Raw genomic sequence first — 16,713 nt, 5'->3', positions numbered from 1 at the left:
ATAAAACTTAATTCTCTTTTTTAAGTTTCTTTAATTTTAGATTTTTATAAATATAATATGAAAAAATAGCTATTACTATTATAATTATTAATCCTATTGAATAATGTCTTAAAGCTTTTTCTATAAATGATTTATTATCATATGCAAAATATCCTAATAGAAGATAGAAACTATCCATTATTGTTATACCTAAAGCTGAAAATATAACAAACATAATTTTATTAACCTTCTCAGCTCCTGCAAAAAGTGATATATATGTTCTTGTAAATGGTAATAATCTAGCTAGGAAAACTGTTATTTTGCCATACCTAGAAAATAACCTATCTATTTTTTCAAATATAGATTTACTTTTTTTATGCTTTCTCTTAGCAAATGAAATTACTTTTTTTCCTGCATACATTCCCACTGAATAGCTTATTAGGGTGCCAACTACGCCTCCTATAACGGATATTGGCAAAGCATATATCATGCTATATTTACCACTTGCTACACTAGCACCTATTGCAGGTAATACAATTTCACTTGGAAATGGCAAACAAGCATATTCAAGCATGTTTAATATAAATATTCCTACGTATCCACAAGTGCTAGCCAAATAAACTATAAAGCTAACAAAGCTCTCTAAAAACCCCATAAACTATTTTCCTTCCCATCTGTTGTATTAATTTATAAACTAATTCTTAAATATGTATTTTTACATATAAATAATCAATATTTTTTAAGTTATTATTTATGATCATACTACATAAATAATAATAACAAATTATTCTTTTTAATTTATTACTAAAAAGTTTCTTATTTTTGAAAACATTTTCTTGCATTTTTAAAAACATTGTATTATAATTAATGTAAAGGTTTTATCGATGAAACCCTCTTTTCTTACTTTATCATCGATAAAAGCAATTATTTTTTCATTTTTAATGCACTTTTGTGTTATTTACGTATTATTGAATGTGATTAAAAAAGACAAATACTAAAAGTATTTGTCTTTTTTATTTTAGTTATATTTTTCTCCAATCATAAACCTCATTTTTAACATCTATTTTATGTCCATTTATTGAGACTATATTATCATTAATCCATTTTACATCAATTAATTTTATCTTATAATCCCAATATATATTTCTTACTTCTCCACTCATATTATTAACCACTTCACATCTTACGGCCCAATCAGGTACTCCTCCAGAACTACATATATAAGAATTAATAGTATATTTTTTGTTTGGAGATTTATACTCTTCTTGAAAGCTTCCTATGGGTAATTTCTCCATAGTAACATTATTGCATTTAATTTCATTGTAATAATACTTAAATGTAGAAATCCAAATTGCTATTAATGTAGCAATTGTAAGTAAAAATGTAAATATAATAACCCTTTTATTGAACTTACACTTTTTCTCTAAACTTCTTTGGTCCACTTAATCGCTCCTTTAAAATGTCTATATATTTATAAAATTTAACAAAAACCTGTTTTAATACAATTTTTAGTTTATTTTTAAATTACTATATTAAATATTTTTATTATAATGTTCCTTATATACATTTAAGAAATTTTCTAATATTCTAGCTGTCATTCCCCAAATCACAAAATTATTATATTTATAAAACATAACTTTGTATCTTCCATCTCTAAATTTATAATCTTTACCACCGATTATATTATGAAAAGGAAAATCCTCCTTTGGCATATTTATAATTTTGCTGTAGGTAATTTCAGGTTCATAATTTAATAAATATTTTAAAGGAACTAATAATATATGAGATACTTCTTCTTTGTTAATTGAAATGAGATTTTTTATATCTTCTTTTTGATTTTTTTGAACTCCTAAAAAAGGATAAATTAATATGTTGTTAGGTGAAACATAAAAATCTAATTGGCTTATGATTTCCAAATTTTCTTCTCCTAAACCAATTTCCTCAAAGCATTCTCTTAAGGCAGCTTCTTTAGGAGTCTCTCCCTCTTCTATGGCACCACCAGGAAAACATATTTCTCCTGGATTACTATTTAATTTATTATTTCTTATTTCAAAAATAATATTATCTTCTCCATCTATATTTACAATGGGGATTAAAACAGAACATCTTTTCATGTCCTCTTCCCCATTTATTCCTATTCTATAATCTCTAAAGATATCTTTTATATTCTCAATATTATTCATAATATAATTCACCTCTTAATACCACTAATGTATTTTAAATACTTATTATCAATATTATAAAATTAAATTTACTTTTATTACATTGAGTTTTGTTATTTTATTTATTGGTTTAAGAAACTTCATAATAAACTTAACTATAAAATTAACTCTATTAATCTAACTTCAATTATTTTATCATAATATGATAAAATCACAATATTATTTTAATGTTTACATTAAAATATATAAATTTTATTTTATATAATATTATAAATAATAAGATTTAACTACTTTGATAATAATATAAAGTATATAAATCTTATAAGAAAGGTATAAACATTATGAGTGAAAAATTTAATCCTGATAACTTAGAAAAACTTAATAATCCAGAAAGATTAAACTTAATAGATTTAAGAGAACTTTTAAAAATTTTAGACTTAAATGATTGTCCAAAAATTGCTGATGTGGGAGCAGGCACTGGCCTATTTTCACGTGCATTTTTAGAGAAGATTCCTAATTGTACCTTGTATGCCCTTGATATTTCAGATGAGTTTCTAAACTATATGGATATAAATCTTCAAGACTATTATGGTGATAGATTAAAAATTGGAAAGATGCAAGAAACTCATATTCCATTAAAAGATAACTCTATTGACTTAATATTAATGATAAACCTTCACCATGAGTTATTATCTCCTAAGGAACTTTTAAAAGATGCTTATAGAGTATTAAAAGAAGAGGGGAAAATTTTCATTGCTGATTGGAAAGAAGGTATGCATAAAGAGGCCTTAAGTAAGGATTCTATTATATCAGATATGAAAGAAGCTGCCTTTTCTCCTATTGAAGAGGTATTACTTTCAAATGAACTTCTTTGTCTAATAGGAGAAAGATAAAAAAAAAAGAGCCTTCCTTTAACCGCTCTGGAAGGCTAAAAATAAATTATATAACTAAATCTATACATATATAAACCAATATCTTAATACGTTTACATTATAATTCTAATTTTAGACCAAATCAAGCTTTTTTCAAAAAAATAGTTATTTTTATCCATAATAAAGAGAAAAACTTTAAATATAATATTTCTCCCCCTCTTAAATTTATTTATTATAAAGAATCTTAGAAATAATATTTAATATTTTTTAAGATTCTTTTTTATGTATATTTTTCTTATAGCTGTCAATAATCTCAGTATAAATTCATATTAGGAGGGCTATTAAATGAATAAAAAAAATATTTTAGTACTTGTAGGATCATTGACATGTGTAGCTTTATTAGGTTATTTTACATATTCAACGGTTTCTACATTAATGAAATCTAAATCCGTTTCTCAAGAGGTTACTGTTACTGAAGATACCTCCTCTGAGAATAAAGATAAAAACTCACAAGATGACTTAAGTGAAAGATTAAAAGAAACTGACCAAAAGAAGGAAGAAAATAAAAACAATACTGATGAAAAGAAATCAGAAAAAACTGCTAATAGTTCAGAAAATAAATCTGCTAATGATAAATCAAATAATTCTACTAATGAAAACAAAAAAAATACTTCTGATAAAAATACTAATTCAAAAGAAACATTAAATAATGATAAAAACAAATCTGAAAACTCTAAATCAGAAAGTAAAAATACAATAAGCTACTCTTCTTACTTGAAAGATTTAGAAACAGAAAAATATACTCTTAAAGATGATGAAAAATTAAGTGACGTGGCTAAAAAGTTTAAGGATACTTGTACTGTTAATTCTAGTTTGAATATTATAAAATCTCTCAATCAAATAAGCAATACTTCATCACTAGAATCAGGGGATACAGTATTAGTTCCTGTTAACGCTTTTCAAGATGGGAAAAAATACTCTGTAAAAGAAGGGGATACTTGGTATAGTATAGCTAGAAAACACTACCCTAAATATAATCATGAGGTAGTTATAGATTTCCTTATGGATATAAACCCATTTAAAAATGATATTCTTCCATTAGGTGAAGATATATTCTTACCTAATATTTAAATATCTTACCACTTAAATATATAATAAAAATCTTAACCTTCTTAAAAATAAGGTTAAGATTTTTAAATTTATTTTTATATATAAAGTTAAGGTTAATTTTATTTAGCTCTAGCTTATATATTCTATAACTATTAAACTCTAATTTGTTTTTATTTAATTAATTTTATGATATTTGCTCTTACTTATTATTGTCCATAAAATCCATATTAATATTAACTCTATAAGGATAAAGATATATACTCCATAATTAAGTCTATTAATTATATAATGAACTACTCCAAATATTCCACTTAGCATAAAAATAAATAAGGTTATTCCTAAATCATCCATCTTTTCGCCATCTTTAAAGCTTACTGAAAATGGAAGATGTTTATCCATCAACTTAACTGTTATTAGGTTTAGAATAATTATTACAAATAATATAGCTATAATTTGAGGAATAATTCTTAATCCAAATACCCATAAATATACTAAAGCCAATACTATATATACAGGCAGAATCATTTTATAAAACACACCTTTATATACCCCTTTAAATATTGAAGCCATATCATCTATAGGAACAGCTTTATAAATCCAAGATGCTTTAAACTGATCTGAATATTTAACCATAAGGATTACAGGAGTCAACATAAATATACATATATACAATGTGAAAAACTCATTTGAACTAGCCATATGATTTTTCCAATCTGCAAAACTTTCATAACTTCTAATAAAGTTAAATAAGAATATGAAAGGGAAAACTAAGGACATAGCTATATTGGGATATGTTTTTAACTTAAAGTTTCTCTCACTTTTTATTATATTTACAGTAAAATTAAAGAAACTTTTCTCAGTACTACTTCTACACACCAAATTTCCAATCTTAAAGGAAAATGGAATTCTATCTTTACCTTTATAAGTATTATCATTTAACTTTTGAATGTAATCTTCAAACTTTTTAGCTATTTTAAAATAAATAAGTATTGATAATATTGGTGCTAAAATTGCTAACACTGTAAATATTATTAATGTTCTATCTATTACTCCACTTTCTATTATTTCAAGAGGGGCAGCAAACCATAAAGGAGCTATAAATCCTTGCCACCAACTTGTTATGGTAAATCTACTACCTACATCTAGAAAATCAAAAAGTCTTCCTACAAGTTGATACATAATCATTATTCCAACAGTGAGAACTATTTGAACTCCATTTATTATGTCTTTAAGCTTTTCTCCATTAAAAAACTTAAGAACTAAATAATAAATAAATGCCGTTATAAGTATCATAAATAAATTAATAAGTATAATCTCAAGTATGAACACAAGAGTAAATAATATCCCATACCTTAAAGAAACAAGTATTCCTACTCCCCCATAAGCTAAACTTAGCTTAGTCATATAAATCAAAATATTAGTAATCTTAGCTGCATTTATAGTTTTAGAACTTACACCAGTAATTCCAAGTAGATTTTTATCCCTAACATCTAAAAGAACATAAGCAAAATCAGCTATAAAGCTACTACCTATCACAAACATAAAAAATCCAAAATAAACAGCCATTTGAAGCATTATATTATGCTTAATAATTATAAGAATAGACATAAATGTTCCCATTACTCCATAAAGAATTAATGCCTTGCCAAAACTATTATCTTTCTCATCATTATTTTTGTTATTCATAGTTATTGTAGGTTCTCTTCTTTTATCCATTGTAAGCTTAGTCTCTAATATTAATCTCATCATTTCATAATCAACACCAAGCTTTTCATAAAATCCTCTTAATCTATGAACTACAGCTAAAGATTTATCCTTTTTCATAGACTACACTCCTTTATAAGTGCAGTAAATTCCTCTGCTAATCTTTTATGATCATTAAAACCAGTTAAATCATTGAATATTTCTTCTAAGGATTCTTCATTAGAAATTTTCTTAAGTTCTTCAAAACTACCATCAGCAGCAACTACTCCATTGTTTAAAAGAATTATTCTATGACTTATTTTCTCAACAACATCAATTATATGTGATGAATAAAATATGGTTTTCCCATTTCTAACTAACTCAGATAATATTTCCTTTATAACCATAACACTATTTGCATCTAAGCCATTTAAAGGTTCATCTAAAAATAATATATCTGGATTATGTATAAGACTTGATATTAAAAGAACTTTCTGTCTCATTCCCTTAGAAAAGCTTGAAATTCTTGAATTATAAACATCTTCTATGCCTAATATCTTCATAAGCTGCTTACTTTTATATAAAACATCTTTATATTCCATACCATATAATTGTCCCATAAAAGTTAAATATTCCTTAGCAGTTAAAGTATCATATATGTCTGCCATTTCTGGAACATATCCTATCTTTCTTTTATAACTTCCATCACTCTTTAAAATATTTTCTCCAAAAATTTCAACTGTTCCTGTATAGCCACTTATAAGGCCTAACATTATTTTAACTGTTGTACTTTTCCCAGCACCATTTGTTCCAATATAGCCTATTATTTCTCCCTTGTGTATATCTAAATTTATTCCTTTTAAAACCTCTTTTGTTCCAAAATTCATCTTCAAATCTCTTATTTTTATAATTAACTCATTAGAATTTTCTAAAGCCACTAATAATTCCCCCATTTTTTTAATTTTTGTCCCTAAAACCCTTACTAATTATCCACCTTATTTTAAAATTATTTTTCTTCTAGCTCTCTCATATAGTTAGCTAACTTTTCAGAAGTTTCTTTTATACCCTCTTCTCTTTTCTTCTCATCCTCTTGTTCTTGTAACTTTCTCATTTCATCTGCAACAATTTCAGAAGATTCTTTAAGAATCTTATTTCTAGCCTCTTTGTTACTTGTGTAATTATCAATATTTTTCATCTTCTTATCCTCTTTTCTAAGATTATTTAACGTAAAACCAAACCTATTAAGTAATTTATTAATGAAGTTTTTTAAAAGAAATTTTAAAATTCTTTTTTCAATTTCAAGGCCTATTTAAATACACCAAAACCCTATCAAACAAATAACTTTTCAAGTAAAATTTTACATTATAGCATTATTTTACACTACCATTCTTATTCACACAATATTAATATTACATCAAATTATTTGCAATTTTTAGCAATGTATAAACTTATAGTTATCTTCTAATAAGTTCTTTAATACTATATATTGAATTGTACTTTAACTTATGATATGATTTATCTAACAATTTAGTTGGTTGATTTTTCAATTTATTATTTTATTAACTAAGTTTATATTTAGAATATATTTTAATTTAAAATATAAATATAAAAATACTTTCAGGAGGTATAAATTATGTTAGTATTAACAACTGAAACAATACCAGGTAAAGGAATAAAAGAAGTTAAAGGACTTGTTAAAGGAAGTACTGTAAGATGTAAAAATATAGGTAAGGATATCGCTTCAAGTTTTAAAAACTTAGTTGGTGGTGAAATGAATTCTTACACAGAAATGCTTACAGAAGCTAGACAAATTGCTATAGGAAGAATGGTAGATGAAGCTGAATCTTTAGGTGCAAATGCTATTATAGGAATGAGACTTGTTTCTTCTTCTCTTGCTGCAGGGGCTGCTGAAATGGTTGCTTATGGTACAGCAGTTATTTATGAAGATGCCTAGATAGGAAGTGTTTTTATGATTATATTAGGAATTATTGCCTTGTTTTATGGCTCTATAATCCTAGGCTCTATAATTTTAATTATTTGGACAATTAGAAGTAGAATTAAAGAAAAAAAACGTGAAAAAATTGATCACGAAAAATATAAAAAATATTAATTTTAATTTAGTGTATAATTATATTTTTGTTTAATACTGATTTTATATGTTTCTTAAGAGCATATTTAATATAAGAAAAATTTCTATTAATAAGTAGCTGTATCAAAATTAAAACTTATTTTGATACAGCTACTATATTATAAAATAATTTTATTTCTTTTTAATTACTTTTTCTTTTTAATAGTTACTCCTCCAAGTGTAGCCAAAGCTGCACCTACTAGCATTAACTCACCTGCTCCTAAAGGTGATCCAGTGTTTGGAAGATTTCCATTCTCATCCTTATTATCTTCATTTTCATTCTTATCTCCAGAGTCTTCTTTGTCTCCTTCACCTTCAGAACCATTTTCTCCACCTTCTGGTTTACTTGGCTTATTCTCTTCTTTATTTGACTCTGAATCAATAAAGTTATTTATTTTATTTGTTAAATCCTCATATGCTCTTACAATCTCATCATCTGAAGCTTTATTATTTAATAAATTCTCAATATTTTTTAATGCTTCTTCTAACTGAGTTCTTTCTTCATTTTTTTTATCTTTATTCTCAACTAAAATATCTTTTCCACGCTGAATTTCATTTTTAATATCTTCAATTATAGAATCTAAAGATACAAAGGTAGGTTTTACTTCAAAGATTTCCACCTTTCCAGCATCTTTTTCCCACACTAACTTTACAGATACTAATTGTCTTGGATTCTTAAGAACAAGCTCATTTAATCCCTTATCTAATACTCCAAGGTCTAAAGTTTCTCCATTTACAGTCTTTCCAATAACTTTCGCTCCTGATAAATTATCTGTACTCTGAGCAACTGTAACTTTTGAAACTAGTCTCTCATTAAAAATTCTACGTAGAAGATAATCTCCACTCTTAATTTCACCTTCTGGTATATATGCAGAATTTAAATTATTATCTCTTATATTCTCACTTCTATCTGTATAAGTTCCCTCTGAAGTAGCCTTAGTCTCGAATTCTTTTACTGTTTTGTTTACAGTAAATTCTCTAACTCTAGACCAACGATCCTTATATCCAGTTGAAATAACTCTAACATATCTAGCTTTTACATCTAAATCTTTTATTAAGGTATCAGTTCCTTCTACAACACCTAACTTTGTCCAATTTTCTCCATCTAAAGAATACTCAATATCTCCATCCATATAATCTCCGCCTGGTCCTTGAACTAAGCTTATATCTCTAATTTTCTTTTCTACCCCAAGATCTAATTGTACAAAGTCACCTTTTTTAATAGTATCTGAGCATACAAAAGATGTACCATAATCATTATCAGCAACAAAATCAGGATGTATATTTGCGTTTGAGCTTATTCTTCTATTTGTCGAAACTATTCCCTTAGAATATCCTTCTAATGAAATCTTAATTTCATTAATATTAGCTTCAGTTTTTTCCTTCGCTCTTATTCTAAAGAACTTTCCTACTAAAGGAGTCTCATCTTTAAAGCTAGTTCCATTGCAAACTTCTTCCCACTCTATATTATCAAAGGAACTTTCTAATACAAATTTATTACTTTCTACATCTCCTAAGACTTCAAATCCAATTACATTTTTAACATCATTTATAGCAAGTCCTATAGAATCTCCCTCTTCAAAGGAAATCTTATTTATATTACTTGCAGATATAATTTCATTTTCTCCCTCTGAAGACTTATTAATATTTGAGTCTTTAACTTCTACATTTCCTATTAATTTTTCCTTACTCTTTCCAGTATTAACTTTAAAATCTCTAACATATAACTTATTTTCAGAGTCTGAAAGAGCTCTATATCTTATAAATCTAGCTTTTATTCCTGTTTCAACTAGTAATTCTCTCTCTCCCTTATTAACTTCTAACTCTGTCCAATTTTCTCCATCTAATGAATACTCTATTACTCCATTTGTTAAAACATCTGTATCATTATTATTTCTTCCCATAAGAAGATATATGTCTTTAATCTCTTCAGCTTCACCTAAATCAAATCCTATGAACTCATCCTTTTGTACTGGTGCTGCTGACCAGAAGCCTGTATTATCTTTATCATCAAACATATAATTTGGAACGTGCGTTTCTTCAGAAATAAACCATTCTGAATATTTATGGTCAGCAATATTTCCAATTGATGTATAAGAATATTCCTTCTCCTCTAAAACAGTAGTTTCCTTATTGAAATATTCATTTCCAACTTCATGGACTTTTCTTATAAATGGATCCACCACATTGTTAGCAATTGTGGCTTTTATTCCATCTAAATTTCTAAGAAGTTTTATTCCTTCAAAATTATCACTCCAGAACTCTGACATATCCTTATTTACTATATCTTGTAATATTTCTATGGATTTAAGTCCAGCATTTCCATAAATCTCAAACTTTGATAAGTGTGAATCTAATTGATTTAATAAAGCTTTATTTTCTAAATTACTTCTTAATTTATTTGGTACCTGAACCATTTTAGAAAACTCATTTTGTAAATTACTTAATTCTAAACTAATATCAGAACCTGCTTCCCACTTTTCCCATAAGCTATCTATAGTATTTTTAATCTCTGGTGAATCTGGTCTTCCTGTATCTAATCTAGTTGAATGATTAGCAAAAATCTTAAATTCTTCTTTCATTTCTCCTGCAATAATTTCAATAGCTTTGTCCCATGATTTTTCTGCTTCATATGAAACTGAATTCCATCCATAATCAGCTCCTGTTAATGTGGAAATCTTTGATGCATCAGAAAATCTCATAGGATTAACTATGAATCCTGACACTTCCTCATCTAAATTTCTATCTAAATCATATATTGGTCCTAAAGCCATTTTATCCTCTTTATAATCATTAACAGGATAATTCCACCATAACATCATTTTTCTATTATATACATTTGAAACCTTCTTTGCATCCTCTAAGCTAACTCCATTTGGAGGAATTACATCATTTCCTGTCCACATTACTTCAATATCCTTATCTAAAGTTTCTGCAAATTCTTTAGTATATGTCTTTACCTCTTCTCCATTAAACATTGAGCTTCCCCAATATTCTACTGGGACAGTTATTAATGGCTTAACCCCTTCTTTATTTTTTATAAATTCTTTATTAAATCTATTTAAAACTTCTGCTTGTTGAACTCCACTACGATTCTCTATATCATCCCAAAGAATTGCAAAGCTTCTAACTCCCATATCATATAGAGTCTCCGCTTTATTTATTAAAGCTTTAAAATCTGCTTCTCCCTCTTCTCCCTCAAACTTTATATCTAAACCTGGTGATATTGCAAAAACAAAATCAACCTTATTTTCATTAGCTGTTTTTATAAGTTCTTTCATTCTATCTAATTCAGAAGCTGGATAAGGCTCTCTCCACTTTTCTCTATGATATGGATCTGACTTTGGAGCGTATATATAAGCATTCATTTTATATTCTCCATACATTTTTATTTGATCCAATCTTTCCTCTTGAGACCATGGTGTTCCATAGAAACCTTCAACTACAGCTCTCATTTTAAAACTCGGCTCATCTTTTATAACAACTTCATCTAAGATAACCTTATTATCTTCCTTTTTAATTAATTGCTTTAAACTTTTTACCCCATAAAAAGTTCCTGTTTCATCATTTCCTCTTATAACTATTTTATTTCCCTCTGTATTTTCATCAGTTACTAATACATAGCCCTCATCTTTGCTTATTGAAGATGTGTCTACATTCATTTCTTCTAATGTATTTTCCATCTCTTCAATATTGTCATCGCTCTCTCCTATATAAATAGTAGTAGCCCCCTCAATTTCTGATTCATTAATTTTTATGCCAAATTCAGTTAACATATTTTTCAAAAGTTCAAAGGCATATGTATCTGCTAAATCTCCTCCAACTATATTAACTGAATCTTCTAAGGTAAATTCACTATTTCCTACAGTCATATCCTTAGGAGTTGGATATATACTTATATCTTTAGTAATATCATTATTCTTAATCTCATTTTTTAATCCCTCATCAGCTTTTACCGATACACTTATACCTAGGTTTAAAGCCATAACAGATGCTAAACACATAGTTAACTTTTTTCTAAAATCCCTTTTAATCATAAAAATCCCCCAATATTTCATTTAATATTTAATTGTATCAAATCCTTTAAAAGTCTTTTTATTCTTTATTTTCCATTTAATACATTTTTATGATATCATACGACACTTTGTTTTAAAATCGTTTTCAAATTAATTAAACAAAAGTTAACAGTATTAATAAATTTCTATTTAATGAACAAACTAATAAAAAATAGAAAGGGTGATTATATGAATCTATTTAAAAGATTTTATATAAGTTTATTTACTCCTAAAAGATATAAAGAACTTATTAAAACTTCTGGAATAAGCACTTTCTTTTATTTACTTATTTTATCTCTTTTATTAGGACTTTTAGCTTTTAGTAGAAATTACACTGAACTTAATAGATTTTTAATTTCTAGAAAATCTGCCTTTGAAGACAAAATTCCTCCCTTTGAAATTAAGGATGGAGTTTTAGACCTAAAAGATTCTAACTTTGTAGTTTTTCAAGAAGAAAACTGGACCTTTGTACTAAATGATAAGGAACCTGCAAAAGACTTATTAAAGGATTATGAATCAGGAATTGCCTTTGGAAATGAATCTTTAATAATTAAATATGACAATAATAAAATTACTGAAGCTAATTATTCAAATATGAATCTATCTTTAAATGATAATGACTTGAAAAATTCTATAAATAGTTTAGAGAGAACCTTTGGAAATACATATTTATCCTTAATGGTTATTATATTTATTGCTTTCTCATACATTATAACCTTAATATTATCTATAATAACTAAAATTATATGTAGTATAAGAAATAACCCTATTAGATTTTTGGAAATAATAAAACTAAGTACTTATGGAATAACTCCATGCTTAGTATTATTAGCATTACTAAATTTATTAAGCTTAAATATGCTCATTACTCTTCCCCTAAGCTTCTTAGTATCAATAATATATGTTTACTTTGGAATAAATTATTTAAATAGAAATACTTTTTAAATATTATAAATAGATTCTATTTTAAATATTTATTATTATATAAATATTTAAATCCTAATTGTATATCTATGTGTTCTCCTATATCTATATAAAAAAACAAAAGTTTAAAACTTTAATATAAAAAATAACAAGGTGATTGATAAAAAATTATAAGACTTATAATTTTTTTATACAACCACCTTATTATTTTACCTTAAATTAATACAACTATAGTCTCAATATTTAATTAATATTTAAATAAATATATCAAAGTTATTACTTATTATTATCTGCTAAAAATTCATTAGCATATCTTACAACACCACTTATATTTTTTAAAGCTTCTTCATTTAATTCTATTGCCATAAAGTTTTCTTCTGGCACTTCAAAAGGAGCTTTTATTCCAAAATCTCCAGCTTTTTTAAATCCAAATTTAGGATAGTATTTATCATGTCCTAAAACTATTATTGAATCATATCCAAGTTCCTTAGCCATTCTCATACCTTCTCTTATAAGCTCTCCTCCAATTCCAATACCTTGATATTTAGGTAACACTGAAACTGGTGCTAAGGCTAAAGTTTCATATTTTTCTGTTTCATTTTCTATATTAGCTTTAGTTAATAATATGTGTCCTACTATTTCCCCTTCTCTTTCAGCAACTAAAGATAAACCATCAATAAAGTTTTCTCCCTTTCTAAGTTTACTAACTAAAACATGTTCCATATGATCACTGTACTCAGCATCTTTAAAGGCTTCTTCTACTAAAAGCTCTACTGTTTTATGATCTTCTTCTAACTCTTTTCTAACAATTACTTTCATAACTATAACATCCTTTCTCATATGTTTTATTCTTAAATTTAAAAATTAAGATATATTTTATATAAAATAATCACTTTTAAATTTAAGAACCATCTATGTATTTGCTTTCATTTATAGTATTTCAAATAAAAATAAATTTATATATATTAACCTTTTATTCATTTGAAGTTTTCTTACTATTAACAACAATATTTTAACCTTTCGGAAAACCTTGTAAAAATGAACACTTTAAAGAAAAACAGATGACCACAGAGGCTATTTATTTCTATTAAAGAATTACCTCTTTAATCCTTATTACTCTTATTTTATATAGTTTGCTCTTAATATTTATTAAGATTATAATTAAAATATACAGTAATTTACTATAAAATATAATTTAAAATTCATAATTTTTTATTTCTATATAGTAGACATATGAGGTCTGCTATTTTCTTTATAGCTAAATTACCTTAATTTTAGGAGATATTATTTATTTAATAAAAATATAATCAAATATAGTCTAATATGACATAATATAATCACAAAAGGAAGTGATTATATGAGCAAACATTATAAACCTAAAGAATTTGCAGAATTATTAAATGTATCAGTTATTACATTGAAAAGATGGGATAAGGATGGAAAATTAAAAGCATTTAGAACTACTACAAATAGAAGGTACTAAACTTATGAACAGTATCTTTAGTATATAGGAATAGGTAAAGAAACAGATAGTAGAAAAATAGTTATTTATACACAAGTTTCAACTTCTAACCTAAAATGTGATTTAAAAAATTAAATTGAATTTCTTAATAATATGCTAATACTAAAGGAATAATATTAGATGAAGTTATTAAGGCTTTAAGAAAAAGATTAGAGAGGATGAAGAAGTTGAAAAAGGCATACAAGATGGAGATTAATCCTACTGATAAGCAAAAATCTAAAATACACCGAACTATTGGTGTATCAAGATTTATATATAATTTCTACATTGCTCGTAATAAAGAAATTTACGAGAGAGAAGGAAAGTTTGTTAGTGGAATGGATTTTTCAAAGTGGTTAAATAATGAATATATTCCTAATAATCAAGAAATGAAGTGGATTAAAGAAGTATCTTCAAAAGCTACTAAACAAGCTATTATGAATGGAGATAAATCTTTTAGAGATTTCTTTAAAAAAGCTAAAGGCTTTCCAAAATTTAAAAAAAAGAAAAATCAAGATGTAAAAGCTTATTTTCCTAAGAATAATAAGACTGATTGGACTATTGAAAGGCATAGAGTCAAAATACCAACTTTAGGATGGATAAGATTAAAAGAATTTGGTTATATTCCTGTAAATTCAATAGTCAAAAGTGGTACAGTAAGTCAAAAAGCTGATAGATATTATGTATCTATATTGGTTGAAGAAACAGATATAAAAATATCTAATCCCAATAATGCAGGCGTAGGAATTGATCTAGGTATTAAGGAATTTGCTGTATGTAGTGATGGAATTAAGTTTAAAAATATAAATAAAACATCTACTGTTAAAAAAGTAGAAAAGAAATTAAAAAGAGAGCAAAGAAAACTTTCAAGAAAATATGAAAGTTTAAAAATAAGAAATAAAAATATAAAAGAAGGGAGAGCTACTCGTCAAAATATTCAAAAACAAATAATCAAAGTACAAAAACTTCATCAGAGATTAACAAATATACGAACTGATTATATAAATAAAATAGTATCTTCAATTATAAAGCAAAAACCAAGCTATATAACAATTGAAGATTTAAATGTTAAAGGAATGATGAAGAATAAGCATTTATCTAAAGCTATTGCAAGTCAGAAGTTCTTTGAATTTAAAACTAAGTTAACAGTTAAATGCAAAGAAAATCATATAGAACTTAGAATAGTGGATAGATTTTATCCATCATCAAAGACTTGTAGTCAATGTGGAAAGGTTAAGAAAGATTTAAAACTATCAGATAGAATTTATAAATGCGATTGCGGATTTACTATTGATAGAGATTTAAACGCAAGTATTAATCTTAAAAATGCTAAAGAATATAAGATAGCTTAAAATCAAAAGCACTTATATATGTACGGAGGGCTAATTTCGGAATTTAAGCCTTTGGAGAGCCATACAAAATCGTAGTAGCTTAGGCAAGGCGAGGCTTTATGAAGAAGGAAATTTCTCAATATGGATATGTTTGACCATATTTTGAGTAGCAGAGTGATATTTTGGAATCGAAAAAGAAGATCTTGAGAAGTGTTTTATTAATAGCACTAGGTTCAAGCATCTTAGCCTTTGGTAGCTATAACTTTAACTATCAAAATAATGTAACAGAGGGTGGAGTCTTAGGCTTATTACTTTTAGTAAAAAATGTTTTTGATATATCTCCATCTATAACAAACTTAATAATTGATTTTTCATTATTTGCAATAGGTTCTAAATTCTTTGGCAAAAAATTCTTAGCATGTTCAATATTTGCAACTTTTTGCTTCTCAGTATCCTATAGATTTTGGGAAAGCATAGGATTTTTAACACCTAACTTTACTAATAATATGCTAGTTGCTAGTGTTTTAGCAGGTATTGGAGTTGGTGTTGGTGCTGGAATAGTATTACGTGGTGGTGGTGCTTCTGGTGGAGATGATGTAATAGCCTTATTAGGTAATAAATTTACTCCTCTTAAGGTACAACATGTCTACATGTTAACAGATGCCATTGTTTTATTAATGTCTTTAGTTTATTTAGACTTTAAGCAAATATTCTTCTCAATAATAGCAGTATGTATAAGTGGTAAACTAATAAGCGTAATCTATGAATACAAAAATGATGGTATTGATACTAAAGATGAAAATAAAGAAGCTGAAGTTTTAGAGAAAAATGGTTCTCTTACAGTTTAATAATATATAGAATTTAAATTAAATAGTAAAAAGAGCATGTATTAATGTTTTAAACTTATTACATGCTCTTTTATATCTTCTATATTAAAATTTAACATATAGTATTATTTTAAATTTTTT

At 26.1% G+C, this 16,713-nt stretch carries 16 protein-coding genes; 8 read left to right on the top strand and 8 right to left on the bottom strand.

Annotation, left to right across the window (positions count from 1 at the left end):
• Positions 1–7: 7 nt before the first annotated feature.
• From CPF_RS04360 to CPF_RS04350, 3 genes are all read right to left on the bottom strand, one after another.
• Positions 8–634, bottom strand: a complete 627-nt coding sequence (locus tag CPF_RS04360) for a DedA family protein (RefSeq protein WP_011590422.1) — start codon at positions 632–634, stop codon at positions 8–10.
• 367 nt (positions 635–1,001) lie between these two features.
• A complete protein-coding gene (locus tag CPF_RS04355) occupies positions 1,002–1,421 on the bottom strand; it encodes a DUF5412 family protein (RefSeq protein WP_011590421.1) in 420 nt (139 codons plus the stop codon).
• A gap of 90 nt (positions 1,422–1,511) precedes the next feature.
• Positions 1,512–2,162 carry an NUDIX hydrolase gene (locus CPF_RS04350; protein WP_011590420.1) on the bottom strand — a complete coding sequence of 217 codons (651 nt, stop codon included), beginning with the start codon at positions 2,160–2,162 and terminating at the stop codon, positions 1,512–1,514.
• Positions 2,163–2,482: 320 nt separating this feature from the next.
• On the opposite strand from CPF_RS04350, the gene CPF_RS04345 reads away from it, so the two are divergent.
• Positions 2,483–3,034, top strand: a complete 552-nt coding sequence (locus tag CPF_RS04345) for a class I SAM-dependent methyltransferase (protein ID WP_011590419.1) — start codon at positions 2,483–2,485, stop codon at positions 3,032–3,034.
• A gap of 324 nt (positions 3,035–3,358) precedes the next feature.
• A complete protein-coding gene (locus CPF_RS04340; protein ID WP_011590418.1) occupies positions 3,359–4,144 on the top strand; it encodes a LysM peptidoglycan-binding domain-containing protein in 786 nt (261 codons plus the stop codon).
• Positions 4,145–4,297: 153 nt separating this feature from the next.
• Here the strand turns inward: CPF_RS04340 and CPF_RS04335 are convergent, their stop codons facing one another.
• The 3 genes from CPF_RS04335 to CPF_RS04325 are packed head-to-tail and all read right to left on the bottom strand — an operon-like array spanning position 4,298 to position 7,001.
• Positions 4,298–5,947: a hypothetical protein gene (locus CPF_RS04335; protein ID WP_011590417.1), complete on the bottom strand. Its 1,650-nt coding sequence runs from the start codon at positions 5,945–5,947 to the stop codon at positions 4,298–4,300.
• On the bottom strand, positions 5,944–6,759 hold the full coding sequence (locus CPF_RS04330; protein ID WP_041702634.1) for an ABC transporter ATP-binding protein: 816 nt from the start codon (positions 6,757–6,759) through the stop codon (positions 5,944–5,946). Before CPF_RS04330 ends, CPF_RS04335 begins: the two co-directional genes overlap by 4 nt.
• A gap of 53 nt (positions 6,760–6,812) precedes the next feature.
• Positions 6,813–7,001: a hypothetical protein gene (locus tag CPF_RS04325; RefSeq protein WP_003455852.1), complete on the bottom strand. Its 189-nt coding sequence runs from the start codon at positions 6,999–7,001 to the stop codon at positions 6,813–6,815.
• 438 nt (positions 7,002–7,439) lie between these two features.
• Between CPF_RS04325 and CPF_RS04320 the strand changes: the two genes are divergently transcribed.
• Both CPF_RS04320 and CPF_RS14950 read left to right on the top strand, forming a co-directional pair.
• A complete protein-coding gene (locus tag CPF_RS04320; protein WP_003453892.1) occupies positions 7,440–7,760 on the top strand; it encodes a heavy metal-binding domain-containing protein in 321 nt (106 codons plus the stop codon).
• A gap of 15 nt (positions 7,761–7,775) precedes the next feature.
• Entirely contained in the window at positions 7,776–7,916 is a 141-nt protein-coding gene (locus CPF_RS14950; RefSeq protein WP_003461987.1) for a hypothetical protein, read from the top strand.
• Between the two features lie 164 nt (positions 7,917–8,080).
• Here CPF_RS14950 and CPF_RS04315 read toward each other — a convergent pair whose 3' ends face one another.
• Complete coding sequence (locus CPF_RS04315) at positions 8,081–11,971, bottom strand: beta-N-acetylglucosaminidase domain-containing protein (protein ID WP_011590415.1); 3,891 nt, start codon at positions 11,969–11,971, stop codon at positions 8,081–8,083.
• A gap of 207 nt (positions 11,972–12,178) precedes the next feature.
• Here CPF_RS04315 and CPF_RS04310 point away from each other — a divergent pair, with 207 nt between their 5' ends.
• Positions 12,179–12,934 carry a DUF1189 domain-containing protein gene (locus CPF_RS04310; RefSeq protein ID WP_011590414.1) on the top strand — a complete coding sequence of 252 codons (756 nt, stop codon included), beginning with the start codon at positions 12,179–12,181 and terminating at the stop codon, positions 12,932–12,934.
• A gap of 255 nt (positions 12,935–13,189) precedes the next feature.
• On the opposite strand, the gene CPF_RS04305 is transcribed toward CPF_RS04310, so the two are convergent.
• Positions 13,190–13,732, bottom strand: coding sequence for a GNAT family N-acetyltransferase (locus tag CPF_RS04305; RefSeq protein ID WP_003455744.1), 543 nt, complete (start codon positions 13,730–13,732; stop codon positions 13,190–13,192).
• Positions 13,733–14,270: 538 nt separating this feature from the next.
• Here CPF_RS04305 and CPF_RS14835 point away from each other — a divergent pair.
• The 3 genes from CPF_RS14835 to CPF_RS04290 all read left to right on the top strand — a co-directional run bounded on the left by CPF_RS14835 (position 14,271) and on the right by CPF_RS04290 (position 16,593).
• On the top strand, positions 14,271–14,396 hold the full coding sequence (locus CPF_RS14835) for a MerR family DNA-binding transcriptional regulator (RefSeq protein WP_110003030.1): 126 nt from the start codon (positions 14,271–14,273) through the stop codon (positions 14,394–14,396).
• A 206-nt stretch (positions 14,397–14,602) separates the two neighbouring features.
• Positions 14,603–15,766: an RNA-guided endonuclease InsQ/TnpB family protein gene (locus CPF_RS04295; protein ID WP_003455805.1), complete on the top strand. Its 1,164-nt coding sequence runs from the start codon at positions 14,603–14,605 to the stop codon at positions 15,764–15,766.
• A 161-nt stretch (positions 15,767–15,927) separates the two neighbouring features.
• A complete protein-coding gene (locus CPF_RS04290) occupies positions 15,928–16,593 on the top strand; it encodes a YitT family protein (RefSeq protein ID WP_003455751.1) in 666 nt (221 codons plus the stop codon).
• Positions 16,594–16,713: the final 120 nt, after the last annotated feature.

Source organism: Clostridium perfringens ATCC 13124, assembly GCF_000013285.1.
In the GTDB taxonomy this organism is placed as follows: domain Bacteria; phylum Bacillota; class Clostridia; order Clostridiales; family Clostridiaceae; genus Sarcina; species Sarcina perfringens.
The sequence above is the reverse complement of the archived record's forward strand: the minus strand, read 5'-3'. Positions and strand labels throughout refer to the sequence as shown.